Genomic DNA, 20,802 nt, shown 5'->3' with positions numbered 1-20,802 from the left:
CAACCACAACTGATCCGGCCCCGGGCATGCCCCAGCCGAACATGGCTCGGCGCTACCCGGGTGACGCGACCTGACGTGGCCCGGCGCAGCCTGCGGCATTATCATGCGCAGCATCGCGGCCCGTGCCGCTGGCAGTCACCGCAAGGATTTACCGCAATGATGGAAGAACTCCTGATCGTCACCACCGGTGGCACGATCGACAAGATCTACTTCGACGACAAGTCCGATTACCAGATCGGTGATCCGCAGATCGGCATGATCCTGCGTGAGCTGGGCGTGACCTTCCGTTTCAACGTGATCCCGATCCTGCGCAAGGACTCGCTGCACATCAGCGACGATGACCGCGAGCTGATCCGCGCCACCATCGCCGCGCAGCCCACCCGCCACGTGCTGGTCACCCACGGCACCGACTCGATGGTCGCCACCGGCAAGGTACTGGCCACCATCCCGGGCAAGACCATCGTGATGACCGGCGCGCTCAGCCCGGCCCGTTTCCGTGGTTCCGATGCCGAGTTCAACATCGGCTGCGCCATCGGCGCGGTGCAGTCGCTGCCGGAAGGCGTCTACATCGCCATGAACGGCCGCATCTGGAATCCGGAGAAGGTCCGCAAGAACGTCGACGCCAATCGCTTCGAATCGTTGTAAGTGGCCAGAAGTACCCGCGCCACCGCCGCATTGGACAAGGCCGGCATCGCCCATGGCGTGCATGCCTATGACTACTCGGCCGATGTCGACAGCAAGGGGCTGGCAGCGGCGCAGGCACTGGGCATTGCTCCGGCAAGGATGTTCAAGACGCTGATGGCCTGGGTGGACAAGCAGCCACTGATCGCGGTGATCCCCTCCGATCAGCGCCTGTCGCTGAAGAAGCTTGCCGCCCATTGCGGCGGCAAGCACGCACAGATGATGGAAGTGCCTGAAGCCGAGAAGCGTAGCGGCTACAAGGTCGGTGGCATCAGCCCCTTCGCACAGCAGCGGCCGGCCAAGGTGGTATTTGCCGCCAGTGCCGGGCAGCACGACGCGCTCTACATCAACGCCGGCCAACGCGGCCTGCTGCTGGATATCGCCCCGGCTGATGCCTTGCAGGTCCTGCAGGCCAGCTGCGCCGATATCTGCGAGGACTGAGTCGCTGTCAGCGACATGGGCTCAACCACAACGCCGGGCCCATCCGCGCCGACAAACGATGCCTCCAGCTAGAACGTGATCGACCAGCGGTTGAGCCGGCCCGTATCGCCACTGGCCTTGTCGTTGACTCGCAGCGTCCAAACGCCATTCAAGGCCTCCTTGGAAAGATCCACCTCGAAGGTCTGCTTGATGTCATCGGCACTACCTCCTTCGTAATTGCTCAGCAGATAGGCGCGCCCGCCAGGTGCAAGCAGCTCCACTTTCAGGTCACCGCGCCAGCCATGGCTGATATCCACCGTTACCGGCGTCGCCGCCGGTGCATTGGCAGTACGCCCGGTTACGCTGATCGGACTCTCCACCGTGCGGTTGTCGAGGATATCCAGCGCCTCGTTGCTGCTATAGGTCTGCGCCGGTAGCAGACCCCAACTTGCCTTCAAACGCACCCCCGAGTACGCCGAGTAGCCGGTCAACATGACGTGGTAAGTGCCCGCTACAGGCGCCGGAATGCTGCAACTTTCGGCATTGCCGGCGTGGAACGGTCGACAGTCGTAGCTGAAGGCGGTGGGACGGCTGGCGGCGCGTACGTACAGGTCCGCATCGCCATTGCCGCCGGCAATACTGATCAGCAGGTTCGACGCACCTGCCGGTATCTGCACGCTGTAATAGCGATTGCTGCCTTTGCTGCCCGCCAGGTCGATCAGCGCCACACCGTTGACCAACACTGTTGCGGGGTCGGGGTCCGGCGGCAACGGGCCGCCCAGCGCTGCAGCCACAGCCGCCTGCGCATTGACGATGCCGGTGCCGATCTCCCGGTCCGGGGTAGCTGGAAAAGGCGTCGCCGTAGCCTTGATCAAGGCTTCAACCTGCATGGGCGTACGCACAGGACTGGAGACCTGTTGCACCAGCGCCACCACGCCCGCCACATGCGGCGCCGCCATCGAGGTTCCGCCATGGGACGCGTAGCTCTCGCCCGCCGGGCCCTTGCTGCCACGGTTGAGCGTGGAAAGGATGGAGCTGCCCGGCGCCGCAATGTCCACCAACGGACCATGGTTTGACTGCTGGCTGCTGCTCCAGATCGAGCGTTTGCCGGCGCTGTCGCTGGCAGCAACGGCGATGACATTGTTGCAGTTGGCAGGCGAGGCGCTGCCCACGTTGATGTTGCTGTTGCCAGCCGCGACAACCAGGGTCGCGCCCTTGCCTGTCGCACTGTTGATCGCGTTCTGCATGGTGCTGCCGCAGGTGCCTGCACCGCCCAGGCTGAGATTGATCACCTCTGCCGGATAAGCATTGGCAGGTACACCGGCTACCTGTCCACCGGCAGCCCAGACAATGGCGTCGGCAATATCCGAGGTATAGCCGCCACAGCGGCCCAGCACACGTACCGGCACGATCCTGGCAGCAGGCGCGACGCCCGCCACTCCCTTGCCATTGTTGGCAACCGCCACAACGGTGCCGGCGACATGGGTGCCATGCCAACTGGAATTCTGCGCGCCATGGCTGCCACCACATTGATTGGCCGTCACCCAGTCACCCGGGTCGCTGGCATCGCCATCGCGACCATCACCGTCATTGGCAACCGCAGTGTCGTCAATGAAGTCATAGCCCGGCAGGACATTGGCATCCAGATCGCTGTGGCTGGCAATGCCGGTATCCAGCACCGCCACCACCACGCCCTCCCCGGTTGCATTCTCCCAAGCCTCAGCGGCCTTGATGCCATAGGCACCGGACAGCCCCCATTGCTCGCCGAAACGCGGGTCATTCGGCGCGGTAGCGATGGTATGGCGCCGATCAATCTCGACGTACTCGACACCAGGGTCCGCAGCCAGACGATGCATCAAGGCTTGAGCCTCGATGCGATCCAGCGGCGTGTCCACGTGCACCACGTCCGCACCTACCGCCAACCGGCGCAGGCGCTGCAGCGTGCCAGCCTTGCCAGCGCGTACCGGCAGCCCACGTGCAGCGACGGTCAAGACGCGGCCCAGCAGGACCCCACCTTCAGCCTGGGCTGTGTCCTTGCGGAATTTGACGATGAAGCGTTGATGCACCGGCGCGGAGTCCAGGCCTGCAAGTTGCACTTCGCCGGCCAAGGCAGGCGTGCACAACAGCAGCGGAAACAACGAAGCAGTGCCAGCTGCCACGAACCCACGGCGAAGCGTACGGCGCGATATGGATGACATTGTTGAACCCTTCTACATGGAAAGATGCCGCTTGCGCGGCGTCGGCCCTGCTCGGTGTTTCCGGCGCGGACAGCAACCAACACCAGGGCAGAACGCTCCGGATTGGTTCCCCTTCACCAATCCGCCCGCAGACAGTAGGCAGACGGTTTACGCGCTCCCATCGGCGTTCTACTGAAACCGCTGTCCGGTGCGCCATCGGAACCTCCCAACGCATCAGTCAGGAAAGTGCGCATCCCGCGCTTCAATGCATCGCGACCATCACCAACGCCAACAATTCCTGCCCGCCACGTCCTTCGCCGCAAGTGACGGGCTCACTGCTGAAGCGCTGCTTGCGCGGCCGCATTCCCTGGCAGCACTACATCGGCGAATCCATACTGATCGGCACGCCGCCTCAAGCGGAAACACAGGAACACCGTGCCGTGGTCACTGGACTGGTAGCCCGGGCAAACACAGCGCAGCCGGGGCCGTTGACGGAGAGTCTGAAAGTTCGCCTGAGCATTGCTCCCGGGTGCGCTGCGCTTACCCGGGCTACAGACCTGTGGCGAACGAGGCATCCTGCCAATCACAACGCCATGGGGAAACGTGTGTACTGAAGTCCATCAATCAACAAACAAAAGCCCCGGCGAAAGCGCCGGGGCCAGATCACATCGCAGCAGAGCAGCAGCGCCTTCAAGCAACCATCCGCTGCCGCTTAACGCTGCTCAACTCAGAACCTGATCGACCAACTGTTGATACGACCGGTATCACCGCTGGCCTTGTCGTTGACACGCAGCTTCCAGTTGCCGTTCAACGCCTCGCTGGACAGGTTGACGTTGAAAGTCTGCTTGATGTCATCCGCGCTGCCACCCGCATAGTTGCTCAGCACGTAGACGCTGCCATCGGGTGCCACCAGATCCACTTTCAGATCGCCCTTCCAGGTATGGCTGATATCCACGGTCACCGGTGTCGATGCCGGCGCGTTGCCGCTGCGTCCGGAGACGGCAATGCTGCTTTCAACGGTGGCATTGTCGACGATGGTGACCGCCGTCGCGTTGCTGTAGGTCTGCACGCCACCGCTGCCACCGCCGGTGCTCCAGCTCGCCTGCAGGCTGACGCCGGAGAACGCAGAGTACGCGGACAGCATCACGTGGTAAGTGCCAGCAACCGGTGTTGCAAAGCTGCAGCTCTCGGCGTTGCCGGTCTTGTACGGACGGCAATCGTAGGTGGACGTGGTCGGCTGGCTGCCGGCACGCACGTACATGTCCGCATCACCGGTGCCGCCGGAGCTGGCGATGACCAGATTGCTCGCCCCTGCGGGAACCTGCACGGTGAAGAACTGCGTGCTGCTGGCAGCGCCCGACAAGCCGGTAATCGGCACGCCGTTGTTCAGCACCGTGCCGCCCGGGTTCGGGTTGCCGCCGCCGTTCGCCGCATCCACCACTGCCTTGGCATTGAGAATGCCCGGGCCGATGCTCTGCGATGGCGTGGAGGGGAACGGCGTTACATTGGCCTTGATCAAGGCCTCGACCTGCGCCGGCGTCTTCGGTGTGGTCGAAACCGCCTGCAGCAGCGCGACAACGCCTGCCACGTGCGGGGTCGCCATCGAAGTGCCGTTGTAGGCGGCGTAGCTCTCGGTGCCCGGCGTGGTGGTGCCGCTGTTGAGCGTGGACAGGATGTTGGAGCCCGGTGCGGCGATGTCGATCAGTGCACCGTAGTTGGAGAAGCTCGAACGTGCGCCGGTGCTGGTCGTCGATGCCACTGCGATCACGTTGTTGCAGTTGGCCGGCGAGGCATTGGACACATTGGTGTTGTCGTTGCCTGCAGCAATCACCAGCGTGGTGCCACGGCTGACCGCGCCATTGATTGCCGCCTGGGTGGTGCTGCCGCAGGCACCGGAGCCGCCCAGGCTGAGATTGATCACCTCGGCCGGATTCGCGTTGGCCGGTACACCGGATACGGTGCCACCGGAAGCCCAGATGATGGCGTCGGCAATATCCGAGTCATAGCCACCACAGGTACCGAGCACGCGCACCGGTACGATCTTGGCGCCATAGGCCACGCCGGCAACGCCCTTGGCATTGTTGGTGACCGCCGCGATGGTGCCGGCGACATGGGTGCCATGCCAGCTGGAGCCCTGTGCGGCATGGATGCCACCGCATTGATTGGCGCTCACCCAATCACCCGGGTCACTGGGGTCGTTGTCGCGGCCATTGCCATCGTTCGACACCGTGGTGTCGTTGATGAAGTCATAGCCCGGCAGCAGATTTGCGGCCAGATCGCTATGTGCGGTGATACCGGTATCCAGCACCGCCACCACCGAGCCGGCGCCATTGGTGACATCCCAGGCTTGGTTGGCCTTGATGCCATAGGTCCCCGAGTAGCCCCACTGCTCGCCATAGCGGGTGTCATTCGGGGTCAGGCGGATGGTATTGAGGCGATCGACCTCGACGTACTCGACATTGGGATCGGCAGCCAGCTTGCGCATCAGGGTTTCCGCCTCGGCCCGATCCAGCTTGGCATCGGCACGGACCACATCCGCGCCTACCGCCAGACGCCGCATGTGCTGCACGCCGATGCTCTTGCCCGCACGTGCCGGCAACGCACGCGCGGCGGAGACCAGGGTTTTCTGCAGGGCAGCGTCACCTGCAGCCTGGCGGCTGTCCTGCCGGTATTTGACGATGAAGCGTTGGTGCGTCGGCGCGGAATCGAGGCCGGCCAGATGCACATCGCCGGCCCAGGCCGGCGCACACAGAAGCAGGGATGACAACGACGCAGTGCCAACAACCAACAACCCACGAACGAGCGTACGGCGCGATTTGGATGACATTGATTAGCCCTTCTGCATTGAGAGGAAGCCGCGTGCGCGGCATCAGTCCTACCCGGGGCCCTGCCAGATGCGAAGAGGTTGCTGCCCGGGTAGAACTACCCGAACCAGTCCCCTGTTACCGATTCGTGGGCGGACAGTAAATGGCGGCTGAACCAATGACAAGAGGGTTACAACAGAAACCGTTGCTCCGTCACGTTTACGCAAGTGAGTGATTCGTAAAGAATATTTTATTATTGCTTGGTACTGCTGGGCTGCGCCCCTGGGTGTCCGGACAAAGAAAAGCCCGCTGCGAATGTGCCGCAGCGGGCTTCTTCACTTGCCTGACTCGGAGGCTCAGGCGTCCAGACGCACCAGCCAGCCGTGGCGGTCAGGCTGACGGCCGTACTGGATGTCGGTCAGTTCCTTGCGCAGCGACATGGTCACTTCACCGGCCGGTGCATTGATGTCGCCCACCGAGAAGCCTTCGCCCTTGAGCTGGCCGATCGGGGTGATCACTGCCGCGGTGCCGCAGGCAAACACTTCGGTGATCTCGCCCGAGCTCACGCCCTGCTTCCACTCGTCGATGGTGACCTGGCGCTCTTCCACGGTCATGCCGCGGTCGCGGGCCAGCTGCAGCAGCGATTCGCGGGTGATGCCTTCCAGGATGCTGCCCGACAGCGCCGGGGTGACCAGCTTGTTTTCCTTGCCGTAAACCAGGAACACATTCATGCCGCCCAGTTCCTCCAGGTACTTGCCCTCGACCGGATCCAGGAACAGCACCTGCGAGCAGCCCTGCGCCTGCGCCTGCTGCTGCGGCAGCAGCGAGGCTGCGTAGTTGCCGCCGCACTTGGCAGCACCGGTGCCGCCCTTGGCAGCGCGCGCGTAATCGGTGGACAACCAGATCGCCACCGGCGCAACGCCCTTGGCGAAGTACGGGCCAGCCGGGCTGGCGATGACGTAATAGGTCGCCTTCTGCGCGCCGCGCACGCCGAGGAAGGCCTCGTCGCCGATCATGAACGGGCGGAAGTACAGGCTGGCTTCATCGGCATCGGAGACCCAGTCCTTGTCCAGCGCGACCAGCTGCTTGAGCGACTCGACGAAGATCTCGGCCGGCAGTTCCGGCAGCACCAGGCGGCGCGCCGAACGCTGCAGGCGGGCGGCGTTGGCCTGCGGACGGAAGGTCCACACCGAGCCATCAGCGTGACGGTAGGCCTTGATGCCTTCGAAGATTTCCTGGCCGTAATGCAGCACGGCGGCAGCCGGATCCAGCGAAATCGGGCCGTACGGCGTTACCGCCGCATCGTGCCAGCCGGTGTCCTTGTCCCAGCGTACGGCCACCATGTGGTCGGTGAAGTGCAGACCAAAGCCCGGCTTTTCCAGGATTTTGGCGCGCTCCTCGGCGCTACGCGGATGATCCGAACGGGTGACATCGAAGCTCAACGAAGACTGGGACACCGGATAATTCCTTCCAGATTGCGGGATGGGACAGCCCCGATGCCACGCTGGCAGCGGGGGTGCAGCACAAACCGTCACCGGCAGCCGCCGGCGCGGGCTTACAGCATGCCAGTTTCCAGGCGCGCCGCCTCGGACATCATGTGACGTCCCCACGGCGGGTCGAACACCAGGTCGACGTCGGCCTGGGCCACCGTCGGGATCATCTCCAGCTTGCTGCGCACGTCATCGACCAGGATCTCGCCCATGCCACAGCCCGGCGCGGTCAAGGTCATCTTGACGTCGACCTCGCGCTGGCCATCGTCCAGATGCTTGATATCCACTTCGTAGATAAGCCCAAGATCGACGATGTTGAACGGGATTTCCGGATCAAAGCAGGTGCGGAGCTGTTGCCAGACCAGCTTCTCCACATCCTCGTCGCCGGCATCATCGGGCAGTTCCAAGCCCGGTGGCGGCTCCTTGCCGATGGCGTCACCGTCCTTGCCGGCGATACGGAACAGGTTGCCTTCGACAAATACCGTATAGCTGCCACCCAGTGCCTGGGTGATATAGCCATAACTGCCGGCCGGCAAGGTCACGCTATCGCCCTGCGGCACCATCACGGCCGGGCAATCGCGCTCAAAATGGACAGGTTCACTGCTACGGGAATACATGTAGATGGATATGGGGACGCGGTGGCTACCCGCAATGGCCCCATTTTATCCGACTGGGCGCACTCGCCGCTGAAACGCTATGCTGCGGAATCTGTTCGGGAATGCCCATGTCGCCTGTTTCCACCTCGGCCAGCCCTACCCGCCACTGGCTCTGGCCCGTTTTACTGTTGTTGGGAAGCATCACCCTCACCATCGCCTGGCTGCTGGTTGCCCTGAGCACCGGCACCCAGGCCGGCTGGATGGCGATACTGGCCGCGCTGGAGGCGGCATGGATGCTGCGCCTCGGCACCTTCCGGGCCGGCCCGACGCGCGTTGCGGTGACCCTCCTGGCAACCGTGCTGATCGCGGTGGCGGCCAACTGGCTCATCGCCGCCGCCTATGTCGGCGGACCGATGGGCTTGACCCCGTGGGAATCCGCCCTGCGCATGGGCCCGCATTTCGCCTGGACCCTGCTGTCATTGGCCAACGGCCTGGGGGAACTGATCTGGCTGTGCATCGCCCTGCTGGTGGGCTGGCGCCTGGGGCGTTGAATCTCGCTTGATCGCAGCGTCAGCGTGAGAATTCATCGCGGCATGAAACAAAATGTCAGTTTTTGCACATTTCCCCAGCCATGGTCTGCACATTAGGACCAGTTAAAAATTCGTAATTTCATGACTCCCTCGCACCACTCCGCGGAGAGTCATACGTGAGTATCCAGCCACTCAGCCACGCCGTTCGTCTCGCCCTGTTACCCATTTCGACCGCCGCGCTCGCCCTGGGCGCCGCCGGCAGCGCGCTCGCCCAGGACGCAGCCCCCAAGGAAGAGGCCACCAATCTGGACCGCATCCAGGTCACCGGCTCACGCATCAAGCGCGCCGACCTGGAAACCTCCAGCCCGGTTTTCACCATTGACCGGCAGAGCATCGAAAGCTCCGGTGCCGCCACCGTCGGCGAGTTCCTGCAGCGCACCCCGGCCATCGCCGGTGCCGCCACCAACCCGCAGGTCAACAATGGCGGCGGCGCAGGTGCGGCCACGGTCGATCTGCGCGGCCTGGGCGTGAACCGCTCGCTGGTGCTGGTCGACGGCAAGCGCTGGATCGGCACCATCTCCAACGCCAACGGCGCAGTGGACGTGAACTCCATCCCGATGGGTCTGATCGAGCGTGTCGAGGTCCTGAAGGACGGTGCTTCGGCGATCTACGGTTCGGACGCCATCGGCGGCGTGGTCAACTTCATCCTGCGCAAGGACTTTGAAGGCGTGGAAGCCAGTGCCTTCTACGGTATTTCCTCGCGCGGCGATGCAGACACGCAGCGTTTCGATGCCACCTTCGGCCTGTCCGGGGAGAAGGGGCGGCTGATGCTGGGCGCGAGCTACGACAAGGAAGACTCGGTCAGCGCCGCCGATCGCAGCTATTCCAGCCAGCCCTACCAGCTGTATGCGGGTGAAAAGGGTATCGGTGGCACCAGCCGCATCCTGACCGGCCGTTATGTTGTACCGCGCGATGTCGCCATCGCCCGTGGCACCACGCTGGATGCGAACTGTGCCAAGCCCAGCGCCACCAATCCCAACCCCAATGTCGTGCTGACCCGCATCGATGGTCGGGCCGGCACCGCAGGATCGGACTTCCGTTGCTTCAACGGCAATACCGATACCTACAACTTCCAGTCCGACGGCAACCTCAACCTGACCCCGCAGGAACGCACGTCGTTGTTCATGAGTGGCAACTACCAGATCACCGACAACATCGAGGCCTTCATGCTGGGCTCGTGGCTGCGCACCGAGTCCTCGTTCTTCATCGCCCCGCTGCCCTTCGATGGCCGCGCCGACGTGGACGACGTGCCGATCAGCAAGGACAGTCTCTACAACCCCTTCGGCGTGGACATCACCGACGCACGCCTGCGCCTGCGTGATTTCATTCCCACCCGCACGACGCGTTTCGAGACCGAGACCTACCAGATCACCGGCGGCCTGCGCGGCGTGTTCGGTGACAGCACCTGGAGCTGGGATGCGTCCTATGGCTACGGTCGCACGCCGCAGTCTTCGACCGTGCGAGGGTATCTGACCGGCCAGGGCCTGACCGACGCGCTGGGGCCGTCGATGATCGACCCGGTGACAGGCAACCCCATCTGCGTACGCACCGCTGGCAACGCGGCAACCGTCATCAACGACTGTATCCCGGTCAATTTCATGGGCCCGGCGCCGGATCCGAATACCCCCACCGGGCAGGCCCAGTTGGCTGCGCTGGAACTGATCAACCCAACCATCCACAGCACCAGCGAGAACGACCTGAAGGTGTTCAACGCCAACGTCACCGGCGATCTGTTCACCCTGCCGGCCGGCGCGGTCTCACTTGCCGTCGGCGCCGAGCGCCGCGTCGAGTCGGCCAGCAACAGCAACGACTTCCTGACCATCATTCCGCCGGGCAAGACGGTCTGCCGCATCACCCAGGAAGCCTGTACGGGTGGCGACCTGAGCGGCAAGTTCGACGTCAATGAAGTCTACGCCGAAGCCCTGATTCCACTGCTGGCCGACGCGCCGTTCGCCGAGAAGCTCAACGTTTCGCTGGGCACCCGCTATTCGGACTATTCCAACTTCGGTGGCACCACCAACTCCAAGATCGGCGTGGAATGGAAGCCGTTCGCCGACCTGCTGATCCGCGCCACGTATGCAGATGTGTTCCGTGCCCCGACCATCGGCGATCTGTATTCGCCCACGGTGCCCAGCGCCAACACCTATGCCGACCCCTGCAACGGCTATGAAGGCGGCAAACCGGAAGCCTGCGCCGGCGTGCCGACCGACGGCTCGTTCCAGCAGAGCGGCAACCAGGTGACGTCGTTCCAGGTATCGGACCCGAACCTGCAGCCGGAGCATGGTGACGTGCTGACCTACGGCTTCGTCTACAGCCCAAGCTGGCTGGAAGGCTTCAGCGTCACCGCCGACTACTGGCGGGTGAAGTTGAACGACTTCATCGTCAACCTGCCGGAGAACATGCTGCTCAACCAGTGCTTCAACTTCGGCCGTTTCTGCGACACGTTCATCCGCGATGCCAACGGCGACGTTGCGCAGATGACCAACCTGATCGGCAACTACGGCTCGATGAAGACCTCCGGCATGGACCTGGGCTTCCGCTACCAGCTGCCGGAAGGCGCATGGGGCAAGCTGGTCTGGAACCTGGACACCACCTATCTGGCGCAATACGACGTCCAACTGGTGGCAGGCGATCCGACCAGTGACGTGGGTGCTTTCCCAGGCATTCCGCAGAGCACGGGACTGGCTGGCACCTTCGTCGACAATGCCTCGTCGGGTTTCGGCAACATGGCCCGCTGGCGCGCGCTCAACGACCTGACCTGGTCGCGCGGCAACCTCAGCGCCAGCCTGACCACGCGCTATGTGCACCATGTCTACGAAGCGCCCGACGTGGCCGACGTGAAGGAACCCGGCTACGTCGCCAAGCGCCGGGTGCCGTCGGTCACCCAGACCGATTTCCAGATCGGCTACCGCTTCGAGGACCTGAAGAACAGCTCCATCCAGATCGGCGTGCGCAACCTTACTGACCGCCAGCCGCCGTTGATCTATTCTGGCTTCAACGCCTCGACGGATATGCGGACCTACGATGCAATCGGCCGTTTCTACTGGATGCGCTGGACTGCCCGCTTCTGAGCCAGCAACAGCAGCAGCACCCTCCGCCGCGGCCGATGCTGCGGCGGAGGATCAGGGTGCGGACCTGCGTCATTACATCCGCACCTACGACCACAGTTTGCCGGCCGAAATGTGCGGCAAACTGATCGCCTCCTTCAACTCGCTGTCCCGTTTCCAGCAACGCAACGGCCGCGGGGTACGCCCGGGCCTGGACGACAGCGCCTGGACCGAACTGGATGTGAGCCGCCTTTCCGATGCGGGATTCCTCACCTACTTCCGCCAGCTGATCAGCAACGCCCTGCAGCGATACAACGCCGATGTCGGCCTGCCAATCGCGGTGCCCGACAGTCCGCTGCTCAGCCCCCTGATCCTCAAGCGCTACCGCGCCGGCAGCGAGGAAAAGTTCCAGACCCACTTCGATTCAATCAATGAGGTCTGCGACCGCTACCTGGTCTTCCTGTGGTACCTCAATGACGTGGAAGCCGGTGGTGAAACCTGGTTTCCCGGCCTGCATACCGGCGTGGCACCGCGCACCGGAAGACTGCTCATGTTCCCCCCGTACTGGATGTACGCCCATCAGGGAAAGGCGTCCCCCGCGCAGGACAAGTACATCCTCTCCACCTACCTCAGGTTTCCCCAGCGTCAGTCGAGCGTATAGCCGTAACGCGCTACCCACGGCGCAAGAATGGCCAGGGTTTCATCGCTGAAATGGGCGCGATAGCTGCGCCACCGGCCTACGGCTGCAGCATTGAGCGGCTGTACCACCTGCGAGTAGCTGGGCGTGTTGATGCGACGCGTTCGTGCGCTTGCGTGGTTGGCGAAGGAGAGCTGCTGTTCCTGCGCAGGCAGTGCCAGGAACGCCATCAAGGTGGAGAGCACCGCAGGAAGATCGTCCACCATGTCCTCATAGCGCAGCACGTGCACGCGCGCAGGTACCCGTTCGCGTTGCTCGTGCCACCAGTGCATGATCGCCGCATAAGTGCGTGCAGTGGACTCCAACGAGGTGAACGCCAAGGCGCCGCCATTGATTCCAAACGCCTGCATATAGCAACTCAGCACACAGTCGCAGGGATGGCGCAGCAGCAACAGCCAGTCCGCCTGCGGGAACAAACGCGCCACATAGGGCAAGCGCGTCATGGTCAGCGGGTACTTGTCCACCAGCCGACCTTGCAGCGGCAGGTGTCGCCTGACCTCGTTCCAGTAGCGTTGCCTGGCCGCAGCAAGCGCCGCCGGCGACAGCGCATCCAGAGCGGCCCCCAGGTCATCGTCGCGCCACGTGGGCGTGCTGCGCAGTTGTTCGATCACCACCTCCAGCGCGGGCCGCTCATCCAGCACGTCCAGATCCGGATGCACATCCAGTATCCGTTCCAGCAACGTCGTTCCCGAGCGCGGAAACCCCACCAGGAACACCGGATCGCTGGGCCGGGCAGGAGCATCCGGCAAGGCCTGCGCCCACGCCTGGGGCGCGGTCTGCAACAAACGCTGTTGCAACCAGTCCAGTACCGGCGGCATGCGGCCTGCAGGCAAGCGCTGTTCGAATGCTGTCACCGCCGCTGCATGCGCCGATGCCAAGGCCTGCATCGCGTGGTCGACCTGCCCGAGCTGGTCATGGTTGCGCGCCAGCTCGAACTGCAGCTGCGCCTGCATCGCTGGCGCAACCTCCTGCAGCAGCGCCTGTTCGGCATGCTGGATGGCTACCTGTGGCTCCTGCTGCCGACGCATCACGCGCGCCATGGCCAATTCGTACATTCCCGAGCTGCCGCGCTCAGCGCGCGGATCAATCCCGCGCAATACCTCCGCCGCCTCGTCCAGCCGGTTCAGGCGCTCCAGCAACAGGGCGAATTGAATCCGCGGCTCGATGGCATCCGGGGCTTCGGTGATCAGTTGCCGGTACAGCTGCTGCGCGGCAGCGTCACTGCCGGCCTGCGCCAATAACCAGGCCAAGGCACGGCGCTCGCCGTGGTCCAGCGACGCCTCCTCCACGCCGGCGAGACAGGCTGCAAGTTCCTCGAACCGTTCCATCTCCGCCAGGCTCTGTGCATACGCCAAGCGCACGTCAAGCGCCCCCGGCTCCCTTGCCAGGGCAGTCGCCAGGAATCCATTGGCGTCGGCAAAGCGTGCCTGTCCCAGCAGCGCCAACCCATAGCCGAGCAGCCACGCCACATCCTCCGCACCCAGCGCACGGGCGCGTTCAAACGCCGTGCCTGCGGCAGCCGCATCGGCATCTTCAAGACAGACGTTGCCCAGGTTCATCCACACGCTCAGCGAATCCGGCTGCAACTCGGCGGCCCGTGAAAGCCAGTCGCGCGCATCCTGCACCCGTCCCTGTGCAGCCAAGGCCAGCGCCAGCACCTCCATCCCCGCTGCGGAACCAGGCGTTGCGGCGAGCAGACGGCGCATCGCCGTTTCCGCCGCATCGTGGCGGCCCTGCTGCAGATACTCCAGCGCGCGTTCCAGCTCAAGCTGCATCAAAGCCCCCGATGGTTACAACTGAACCCTTCTGCATAGCGGCGAAATCTTAATTTTTGACAATCCAAGCGCAAACGCACGCATGTCTTTCGCCGTGTGCCAGCACGCAGCATAGGTTCTGTTCGGGGACTTGGTAAGTCACTCTTCTCTCTGCACAGGTCAGACCCTACTCAGCCCAACATCAATGGGCACGACGGTCAGCCCCGAACCTACCCGGCAGCTGCCGGGTTTTTTTTTGGCCACGGCAGGAACGGCCGGCGGCATTCTGAAATTTTCATTCCCGTTGCCAGATCCCAATGGCCATGCGATGTTCTGCTCGCCAACGCGGGTACAGCGGCACAAGCGAAATTCTCGAACCCCTTTCATTCCGAACAACAGGGTTGTGAAGACGAGGTGAGAATCCAACACCACTCCCTGCACGCGTCCCAGGCCCTGGATCTGTCCAGCCAGCCGGCTGGAAGCGTGCACGCCACAACCGGCTACGGCAGGGGCGCCCGCTTGCTGATTCCCGCCGGCTGGGTAAGCGTCACCCTGGTGTTGACCGGATTGTTGGAGATAGGCAGTGGTGATGCCCCCTGGCAACTTGCTGCCCATCACCTGCAGTTGTGGCTGGAAGGCGAACTGCGCCTGTCCAACCGCAGTCATGCCTGGTGGCTGTGCATCACCGCACCCGCTGCGCTGTGGGAACGATTGCCGCGCCCGCCAACGTCGAGCAACCATCTCATTCCACGCGAAATAAGCTGCGACAAGGAAGTGGCACGCGCGGTATTGCACCTGGCGCGAAAGCGCTGCTTCAGCAACAGCCGCGATACGTCCGCTGTCCAGGATGGCATGCTCGTGCTGCGCGACATGCTGCTGGAGCGCCAGCAATCACTGCATGGCCAACTCAACCGCTGCAGCGGTCGCACCGCACTGCGGCGACACCAGACCATGTTGCGCTTGTTACGCGTGCAACACCTGATCCGCTGCAATGTGGATGCACGCCTGGACCTCAATCGGCTGGCGGCGATCGCCAATTATTCCCCCCCGCATCTGATCCGCATCTATCGCGAAGTCTTTGACGAAACTCCGTTTGAATATGCAACCCGCCTGCGCCTGCAGCGGGCCTGGGACCTGGTCTGCACCACCGAGCTCTCCATCTGCGAAATTGCGGACGCGCTGGGCTTCGAGACCGAAAGCGCCTTCTGCCGCGCTTTCAAGCAAACCTACGCCTGCACCGCCAGCCAGGCGCGTCGAAGCGGCGGCGCCAATCGCACCTGCATCGACATGAGTGTTGCCACGCCTGAACACGACAATCAGGCCGAGCTCGCAACCTCGTAAACAATCTGGGGAACGTTGCTGGCAACTCTCCGCTGCGGTTCACCCCGTGCGGCCAAGCCAGACCGTGTCGCCGCCCCCTTGCTGCCGTGCCCGCCGTGCTTTCGCACTGGCACCTGCCGTGCAGTGCACAGCACTGCACCTCACCCGACCCGATCACGATGCCGCGCCAACGCGCGCTGTCGCCACAAGGTTCACCCTCGGTCCAAACAGATAGGGCATGGACTACGGGTGGGCGGCGGCGGTATCCGCCCGCATGTACCGGAGTCCGCAATGGCACGGCACAGCGGCGCACTTTTTCTCTGTACAGGTGAGGTGATCAGCATTGCGTTGCGTCTGAAGTGAGTAGGGCTTCACAAAAGCCCAGCCGACGACCGGGAGACATCGCGGTTACACCACGCGTTGTCAGAGCAGACACCTCGTCGTCGTCCGTTCACGCAGACATGGGGGTAGCCGCAGTGGGAATCCGACATCATTCACTTCAGGGCGCGCGCTCGATCGAGCCCCCCCTGCTACGGCCTGACTGTATCCATGCCATCAGCGCATATGGCAAAGGCTGCCGCCTGTCGATTCCAGCCGGCTGGATAAGCGCTACGCTGGTACTCAGCGGCCGCCTGGAGCTGAGCAACGGCGACCTGCCGTGGCAACTGTCCGCACGCCAGCTGCAGCTGTGGATGGATGGCAACCTGCGCCATGGCAGCCGCGAGCAGAGCTGGTGGCTATGCGTCACCGCACCGGCTGCGCTCTGGCAGAAGCCGCCCAAATCCACCGCCGCCATCATCAACTGCCTCATCCCCCGCGAGCTGCGCTGTGACCGCGATCTGGCGCGCGCCATGCTGCGTCTGCACCGCTCCGGCAACCTGGAGCTGAACCCGGATTCGACCGACGCCGCCTACCGGTTGGGCTTGCTGCGCGATGCCCTGATCGAACGTCAGCAGCCCTTGCAGATCCAGCTTGAACGCTGCAGCGGTCGCACACTGATGCGCCGCCATCAGACGCTGCTGCGCCTGTTGCGGGTGCAACACCTGATCCGCTGCACCATTGAAACCCGTCTTGACCTGGTCAGCCTGGCAGCGGCCGCCAATTACTCGCCTACCCACTTGATCCGCATCTACCGTGAGGTCTTTGGCGAGACCCCGAGCGAGCATGCCGCGCGCCTGCGCAACAAGCGCGCGCTGGAGTTGGTGTGCAACACCGATCTGTCAGTGTGCGAAATCGCCGAATCCCTGGGTTTCGAAAGTGAAAGCGCATTCTGCCGCGCGTTCAAGCATGCCTTCGGCTGCACTACCACCGCCGCAAGGCGCGGCCAGCCAGTGCAGGACCGCGCCCTGGCCGCACCGACGCTGCTGCCGGCAGGCAACACCACGGCTGAACCCACAGTGCGCGAATGGGCGGTGGCCTCCTGACCACCGCCGCAGACCTCAGTGCCCGCCGTCCAGCGCCTTCAGTTCACTGACAAGTGCACTCGCCGCCTCGGCACCATCGCCGTACAACATGCGGGTGTTGTCGGCATAGAACAGCGCATTCTCGATACCGGCAAAGCCGGTTCCCTTGCCGCGCTTGATGACGATGGTATTCCTTGAATTGACCACATCCAGGATCGGCATGCCATAGATAGGGCTGCTTGGATCGGTTTTGGCCACCGGGTTGACCACGTCGTTCGCACCGATCACCAACGACACATCGGTGGTCGCGAACTCCGGATTGATATCGTCCATGTCGGCGATCAAGTCGTACGGCACGCCCGCCTCGGCCAGCAGCACGTTCATATGCCCGGGCATGCGCCCGGCCACCGGATGGATCGCGAACTTCACCTTGACCCCGCGTTCGATCAGGCGCTGCGCCAGCTCCCATATCTTGTGCTGGGCCTGCGCTACCGCCATGCCGTAACCGGGCACGATCACCACACGTTCGGCGAAAGCCATCATCGCGGCCACGTCGGAGGCTTCGATCGGCTTCTGCGTACCGCTGATCTCCGCCCCCTGCCCGCCGCCGCCGAAGTTGGAGAACAGCACACCGCTGATCGGCCGGTTCATCGCCTTGGCCATCAAGCGGGTCAGCAGGATACCGGCCGCACCGACCATCATGCCGGCGATGATCAAGGCCTCGTTGCCGAGCACGTAACCTTCAAACGCCACTGCCAGCCCGGTGAAGGCGTTGTACAGCGAGATCACCACCGGCATGTCGGCGCCGCCGATCGGCAATGTCATCAGCACACCCAATGCCAACGCCACCACGAAGAAACCGATGATGGCCAAAGGCTGCAGGCTCACCGCCGCCCATACCCCCAGCACCACCATCGCCAACGCGACCAGCAGGTTGAAGGCTTGTTGCCCGGGGAAGGTGACACGCTTGTCCAGGCGTCCATCCAGCTTGGCCCAGGCAATGACCGAACCGGACAACGACACCGCGCCGATCGCCGAACCGATTACCGCCAACGCCAGCACCGTATTGGACGGCAACCGTGCCGCCAGGTCGGCGATGGCCTGCGCGCTCCAATGATTGGTATCGCGGTTGGCAATATCGGAAAAACGCAGCAGTTCCACCGCGCCGATGGCCGCGGCGGAGCCACCGCCCATGCCGTTGTACAAGGCGACCATCTGCGGCATGTCGGTGATGGCCACTTTCTTGGCCGACACCCAGGCCAGGCCCGTGCCCAGCAGCAGGGCCACGGCGATCAATGCGATGTTGTGCAGACCCGGCAGGAAGAATGTGGCAGCGGTGGCGATCAACATGCCGGCACCGGCCCATTGGATGCCGCTGCGCGCGGTCCTGGGCGAGGCCATGCGCTGCAGGCCCAGCAGGAACAGCGTGGCAGCGACCAGATAACTCGTATTGACCAGGATCGATATGCTCATGCACCGGCCTCCAGAGCCGTGTCTACAGGGCGAGGAGACTGCTTGTCGAGGCGATGGTGCTCGCGCATTTCAATGGCGGTTTTCAGCAACCCGATCATGCCCAACCCGAACGCCACCATGCCCAGTGCCAGCTGCGACAATGCGGTGGTGGGGGCCAGGGCCGCGCCCAACAATCCGAGCAGGATCGGCAGCAGGGCCTGCGCACTGATCAGCCACAGCATCAGGCCGCCCTTGCGCGGGTCCTCCCAGACTTTCTTCGACATCCTGTTCTGGGTCTTGGCCGGATCCTGCAACGAGGACATGCCTACGCCCACGCCTGCATACAACAGTGCACTGTTATAGGCATCAAGCGCGCCCGCCATGCCATTGAACAGTGGCCGCGCCGCATAGGCGAACGCCACCAGCAAGGCCGGATACTGCAGGTAGCTGAGCCACTGGAAAACCTGCCGTGCATTGACCGCGGGGCGGCCGGCGATACCGATGGGGAGGCTCACTTGTCCTTCCCTTCCGGCTTCTTCGAGCTTTTGAACATGTCCAGCATGCGCTCGGTCACCACATAGCCACCGGCCGCGTTGCCCGCCCCGAGGGCCACGGCGATGAAGCCGATCACCTTCTCAAGCGTTGTGTCCGCATGGCCGAGTACCACCATTGCACCGATCAGCACGATGCCATGGATGAAATTGGAACCGGACATCAAGGGGGTGTGCAGGATCACCGGCACCCGCGAGATGATCACGTGGCCGGCAATCGCTGCCAGCATGAAGATGTACAACGCTACGAACCCGTCGCTCATTGTTTGCTCTCTCCGAGGCTGGAAGCGCCTGTCCGGCATCATAACCATGTGGCCGAAGCCGGCGCGACCGTTGCGTTGTCAACCGATTCGCCTCTCGCGCGTTATCCCTCCCAGACACACCCACGACCGGAACGTTACCCTGTGCTGGTGACCAGCCCCCCCCTGATGCCGCCTGCGGCTGTACCTGCCTCGCTGGACGCGTTCCTGGCGGGTATCGGCCCGCGCGCGTTCCGTTTCGCCGAGGCCGGCCTGCGCCAGCGCGACGATGCGCTGGACGCGGTCCAGGACGCCATGGAACGCATGCTGGGCTACCGCGAGCGGCCCGCGGAGGAATGGACGGCCTTGTTCTGGAGCATCCTGCGCCGGCGCATCATCGACCTGCAGCGCCGCCGCAGCTTCCGCCTGAAGTTCTGGGCGCCCCAGGAAGACCACGACCAGGACAGCACCATCGACTGGGCCGACGAAGGCCCCGGCCCTGCACAGACGCATGAACAGCAGCGCGCGTACACGCAGTTGGTACACGCCCTGCGGCAGCTGCCAGCCCGCCAGCGCGAAGCCTTCAGCCTGCGCGTGCTGCAGGAACTGGACGTGGCCACCACCGCCAAGGCGATGGGTTGCTCGGAAGGCTCGGTAAAAACCCACCTGTCGCGCGCGCGCGACGCATTGCAGAAACAACTGGAGGCCTCGCGGTGAACCGCCTGCCCACACATCCCGACGCATTCGACCATCAGGCCCGGCAGCTGCAGCAGCAGGCCGATGCCGCATTGTCCCCGGCCACCTTGGCGCGGCTGCGGCAGGCCCGCCAGCACGCCAGCATGGCGAAAACGCCGTCGGTATGGCGCCGCCATCGCTGGTGGCTGGCGACCGCCTGCTCGGCGCTGCTGGCCGTGCCGATAGCGATGCAGTTCAACCACAGCGCGCAGCCACCTGTTGCCCCTGTGGTCGCTGGCCAGAACACCGACACTGGCGATGACACCTTGCTGTTCGACGAAAGCCCTGAGCTGTACCTGTGGCTGGGTTCCGACAATCTGGCGATGGAATGATGATGAAGACCTTGCTGCCCTACCTGCTGTTGCTGGCCTGCGCCAGCGCTCCGGCCGCCGCCCAGCAACAGCTGCCCGAATGGGACCAGCTCACCCCAGCCCAGCGCGAGACGCTGATCGCACCGGTGCGTGATCGCTGGAACGGCTCCTCCCCCGAACGCCGCCAGCGCAGCTACGAGCATGCCCGCAGCTGGCAGCAGATGACCCCACAGCAGCGCGAGCAGGCCCGTCGCGGCATGCACCGTTTCGAGAACATGTCCCCGGACCAGCGCCGCGACGCGCAGGCACTGTTCGACAAGATGCGCGGCATGGACAAGGACCAGCGCCAGCAACTGCGCGAACAGTGGAACAGGATGAGCGTGGAACAGCGCCGGCAATGGGTACAGGCCAATCCACCGGCACCGCGCCCACCGCGCTGACCTGATCTGGTAGTGCCGAGCCATGCTCGGCAGGGCTTTCCCAGCGAAAAGCTGCCCTCACCCCAACCCCTCTCCCGCAAGCGGGAGAGGGGCTA

At 63.9% G+C, this 20,802-nt stretch carries 16 protein-coding genes and 4 pseudogenes; 10 read left to right on the top strand and 10 right to left on the bottom strand.

The features are described 5' to 3' along the window. Positions 1 to 159: 159 nt before the first annotated feature. A complete protein-coding gene (locus ACVOLQ_RS14185) occupies positions 160 to 645 on the top strand; it encodes an asparaginase domain-containing protein (protein ID WP_282267147.1) in 486 nt (161 codons plus the stop codon). Beyond that, positions 646 to 1,122 carry a Cys-tRNA(Pro) deacylase gene (gene ybaK, locus ACVOLQ_RS14180; protein ID WP_313174202.1) on the top strand — a complete coding sequence of 159 codons (477 nt, stop codon included), beginning with the start codon at positions 646 to 648 and terminating at the stop codon, positions 1,120 to 1,122. It abuts the gene before it with no gap. Positions 1,123 to 1,190: 68 nt separating this feature from the next. On the opposite strand, the pseudogene ACVOLQ_RS14175 reads toward ybaK, so the two are convergent. The 6 genes and pseudogenes from ACVOLQ_RS14175 to sufT all read right to left on the bottom strand — a co-directional run. After that, a pseudogene (locus ACVOLQ_RS14175) lies at positions 1,191 to 1,412 on the bottom strand (proprotein convertase P-domain-containing protein); the annotation flags it as partial. A 132-nt stretch (positions 1,413 to 1,544) separates the two neighbouring features. After that, a pseudogene (locus ACVOLQ_RS14170) lies at positions 1,545 to 3,299 on the bottom strand (S8 family peptidase); the annotation flags it as partial. 706 nt (positions 3,300 to 4,005) lie between these two features. Beyond that, positions 4,006 to 4,227: pseudogene (locus ACVOLQ_RS14165) on the bottom strand (proprotein convertase P-domain-containing protein); the annotation flags it as partial. Positions 4,228 to 4,371: 144 nt separating this feature from the next. Continuing rightward, positions 4,372 to 6,105 (bottom strand): annotated as a pseudogene (locus ACVOLQ_RS14160) (S8 family peptidase); the annotation flags it as partial. Positions 6,106 to 6,438: 333 nt separating this feature from the next. Then, positions 6,439 to 7,539 (bottom strand): branched-chain amino acid aminotransferase, encoded by a 1,101-nt coding sequence (locus ACVOLQ_RS14155; RefSeq protein ID WP_313174201.1) that lies wholly within the window; start codon positions 7,537 to 7,539, stop codon positions 6,439 to 6,441. Between the two features lie 98 nt (positions 7,540 to 7,637). Beyond that, positions 7,638 to 8,189 carry a putative Fe-S cluster assembly protein SufT gene (gene sufT / locus ACVOLQ_RS14150; protein ID WP_057628710.1) on the bottom strand — a complete coding sequence of 184 codons (552 nt, stop codon included), beginning with the start codon at positions 8,187 to 8,189 and terminating at the stop codon, positions 7,638 to 7,640. A gap of 107 nt (positions 8,190 to 8,296) precedes the next feature. Between sufT and ACVOLQ_RS14145 the strand changes: the two genes are divergently transcribed. The 3 genes from ACVOLQ_RS14145 to ACVOLQ_RS14135 all read left to right on the top strand — a co-directional run bounded on the left by ACVOLQ_RS14145 (position 8,297) and on the right by ACVOLQ_RS14135 (position 12,466). Continuing rightward, positions 8,297 to 8,719, top strand: a complete 423-nt coding sequence (locus ACVOLQ_RS14145) for a hypothetical protein (protein WP_481528419.1) — start codon at positions 8,297 to 8,299, stop codon at positions 8,717 to 8,719. A gap of 155 nt (positions 8,720 to 8,874) precedes the next feature. Further along, positions 8,875 to 11,829 carry a TonB-dependent receptor domain-containing protein gene (locus tag ACVOLQ_RS14140; RefSeq protein ID WP_481528418.1) on the top strand — a complete coding sequence of 985 codons (2,955 nt, stop codon included), beginning with the start codon at positions 8,875 to 8,877 and terminating at the stop codon, positions 11,827 to 11,829. Then, entirely contained in the window at positions 11,783 to 12,466 is a 684-nt protein-coding gene (locus ACVOLQ_RS14135; protein ID WP_481528417.1) for a 2OG-Fe(II) oxygenase, read from the top strand. Before ACVOLQ_RS14140 ends, ACVOLQ_RS14135 begins: the two co-directional genes overlap by 47 nt. Here the strand turns inward: ACVOLQ_RS14135 and ACVOLQ_RS14130 are convergent. After that, positions 12,451 to 14,277: a tetratricopeptide repeat-containing sulfotransferase family protein gene (locus tag ACVOLQ_RS14130; protein WP_481528416.1), complete on the bottom strand. Its 1,827-nt coding sequence runs from the start codon at positions 14,275 to 14,277 to the stop codon at positions 12,451 to 12,453. The two genes, ACVOLQ_RS14135 and ACVOLQ_RS14130, sit on opposite strands and share 16 nt — an antisense overlap. 393 nt (positions 14,278 to 14,670) lie before the next feature. Between ACVOLQ_RS14130 and ACVOLQ_RS14125 the strand changes: the two genes are divergently transcribed. Both ACVOLQ_RS14125 and ACVOLQ_RS14120 read left to right on the top strand, forming a co-directional pair. Beyond that, positions 14,671 to 15,597: a helix-turn-helix domain-containing protein gene (locus tag ACVOLQ_RS14125; RefSeq protein WP_481528415.1), complete on the top strand. Its 927-nt coding sequence runs from the start codon at positions 14,671 to 14,673 to the stop codon at positions 15,595 to 15,597. Positions 15,598 to 16,052: 455 nt separating this feature from the next. Next, on the top strand, positions 16,053 to 17,000 hold the full coding sequence (locus ACVOLQ_RS14120) for a helix-turn-helix domain-containing protein (RefSeq protein ID WP_481528414.1): 948 nt from the start codon (positions 16,053 to 16,055) through the stop codon (positions 16,998 to 17,000). Positions 17,001 to 17,015: 15 nt separating this feature from the next. Here the strand turns inward: ACVOLQ_RS14120 and ACVOLQ_RS14115 are convergent, their stop codons facing one another. Genes ACVOLQ_RS14115 through ACVOLQ_RS14105 form a run of 3 tightly spaced genes read right to left on the bottom strand, consistent with a single transcriptional unit; the run spans position 17,016 to position 19,245 of the window. Next, a complete protein-coding gene (locus ACVOLQ_RS14115; protein WP_481528413.1) occupies positions 17,016 to 18,452 on the bottom strand; it encodes an NAD(P)(+) transhydrogenase (Re/Si-specific) subunit beta in 1,437 nt (478 codons plus the stop codon). After that, positions 18,449 to 18,946, bottom strand: a complete 498-nt coding sequence (locus tag ACVOLQ_RS14110; RefSeq protein ID WP_313494272.1) for a hypothetical protein — start codon at positions 18,944 to 18,946, stop codon at positions 18,449 to 18,451. Before ACVOLQ_RS14110 ends, ACVOLQ_RS14115 begins: the two co-directional genes overlap by 4 nt. Beyond that, positions 18,943 to 19,245 (bottom strand): NAD(P) transhydrogenase subunit alpha part 2, encoded by a 303-nt coding sequence (locus ACVOLQ_RS14105; protein WP_282267096.1) that lies wholly within the window; start codon positions 19,243 to 19,245, stop codon positions 18,943 to 18,945. The genes ACVOLQ_RS14110 and ACVOLQ_RS14105 overlap by 4 nt, the downstream gene beginning before the upstream one ends. A 165-nt stretch (positions 19,246 to 19,410) precedes the next feature. Here ACVOLQ_RS14105 and ACVOLQ_RS14100 point away from each other — a divergent pair, with 165 nt between their 5' ends. The 3 genes from ACVOLQ_RS14100 to ACVOLQ_RS14090 are packed head-to-tail and all read left to right on the top strand — an operon-like array spanning position 19,411 to position 20,707. Next, the gene (locus tag ACVOLQ_RS14100; RefSeq protein ID WP_313494293.1) at positions 19,411 to 19,938 is read left to right on the top strand and encodes an RNA polymerase sigma factor; all 528 of its coding nucleotides are present in this window, start codon (positions 19,411 to 19,413) and stop codon (positions 19,936 to 19,938) included. A gap of 5 nt (positions 19,939 to 19,943) precedes the next feature. Next, positions 19,944 to 20,288 (top strand): hypothetical protein, encoded by a 345-nt coding sequence (locus tag ACVOLQ_RS14095; RefSeq protein WP_481528424.1) that lies wholly within the window; start codon positions 19,944 to 19,946, stop codon positions 20,286 to 20,288. Positions 20,289 to 20,290: 2 nt separating this feature from the next. Next, positions 20,291 to 20,707 (top strand): DUF3106 domain-containing protein, encoded by a 417-nt coding sequence (locus ACVOLQ_RS14090; protein ID WP_481528412.1) that lies wholly within the window; start codon positions 20,291 to 20,293, stop codon positions 20,705 to 20,707. Positions 20,708 to 20,802: the final 95 nt, after the last annotated feature.

The sequence above is a fragment of the Stenotrophomonas sp. STEN031 genome (genome assembly GCF_056759975.1).
The sequence above is the reverse complement of the archived record's forward strand: the minus strand, read 5'-3'. Positions and strand labels throughout refer to the sequence as shown.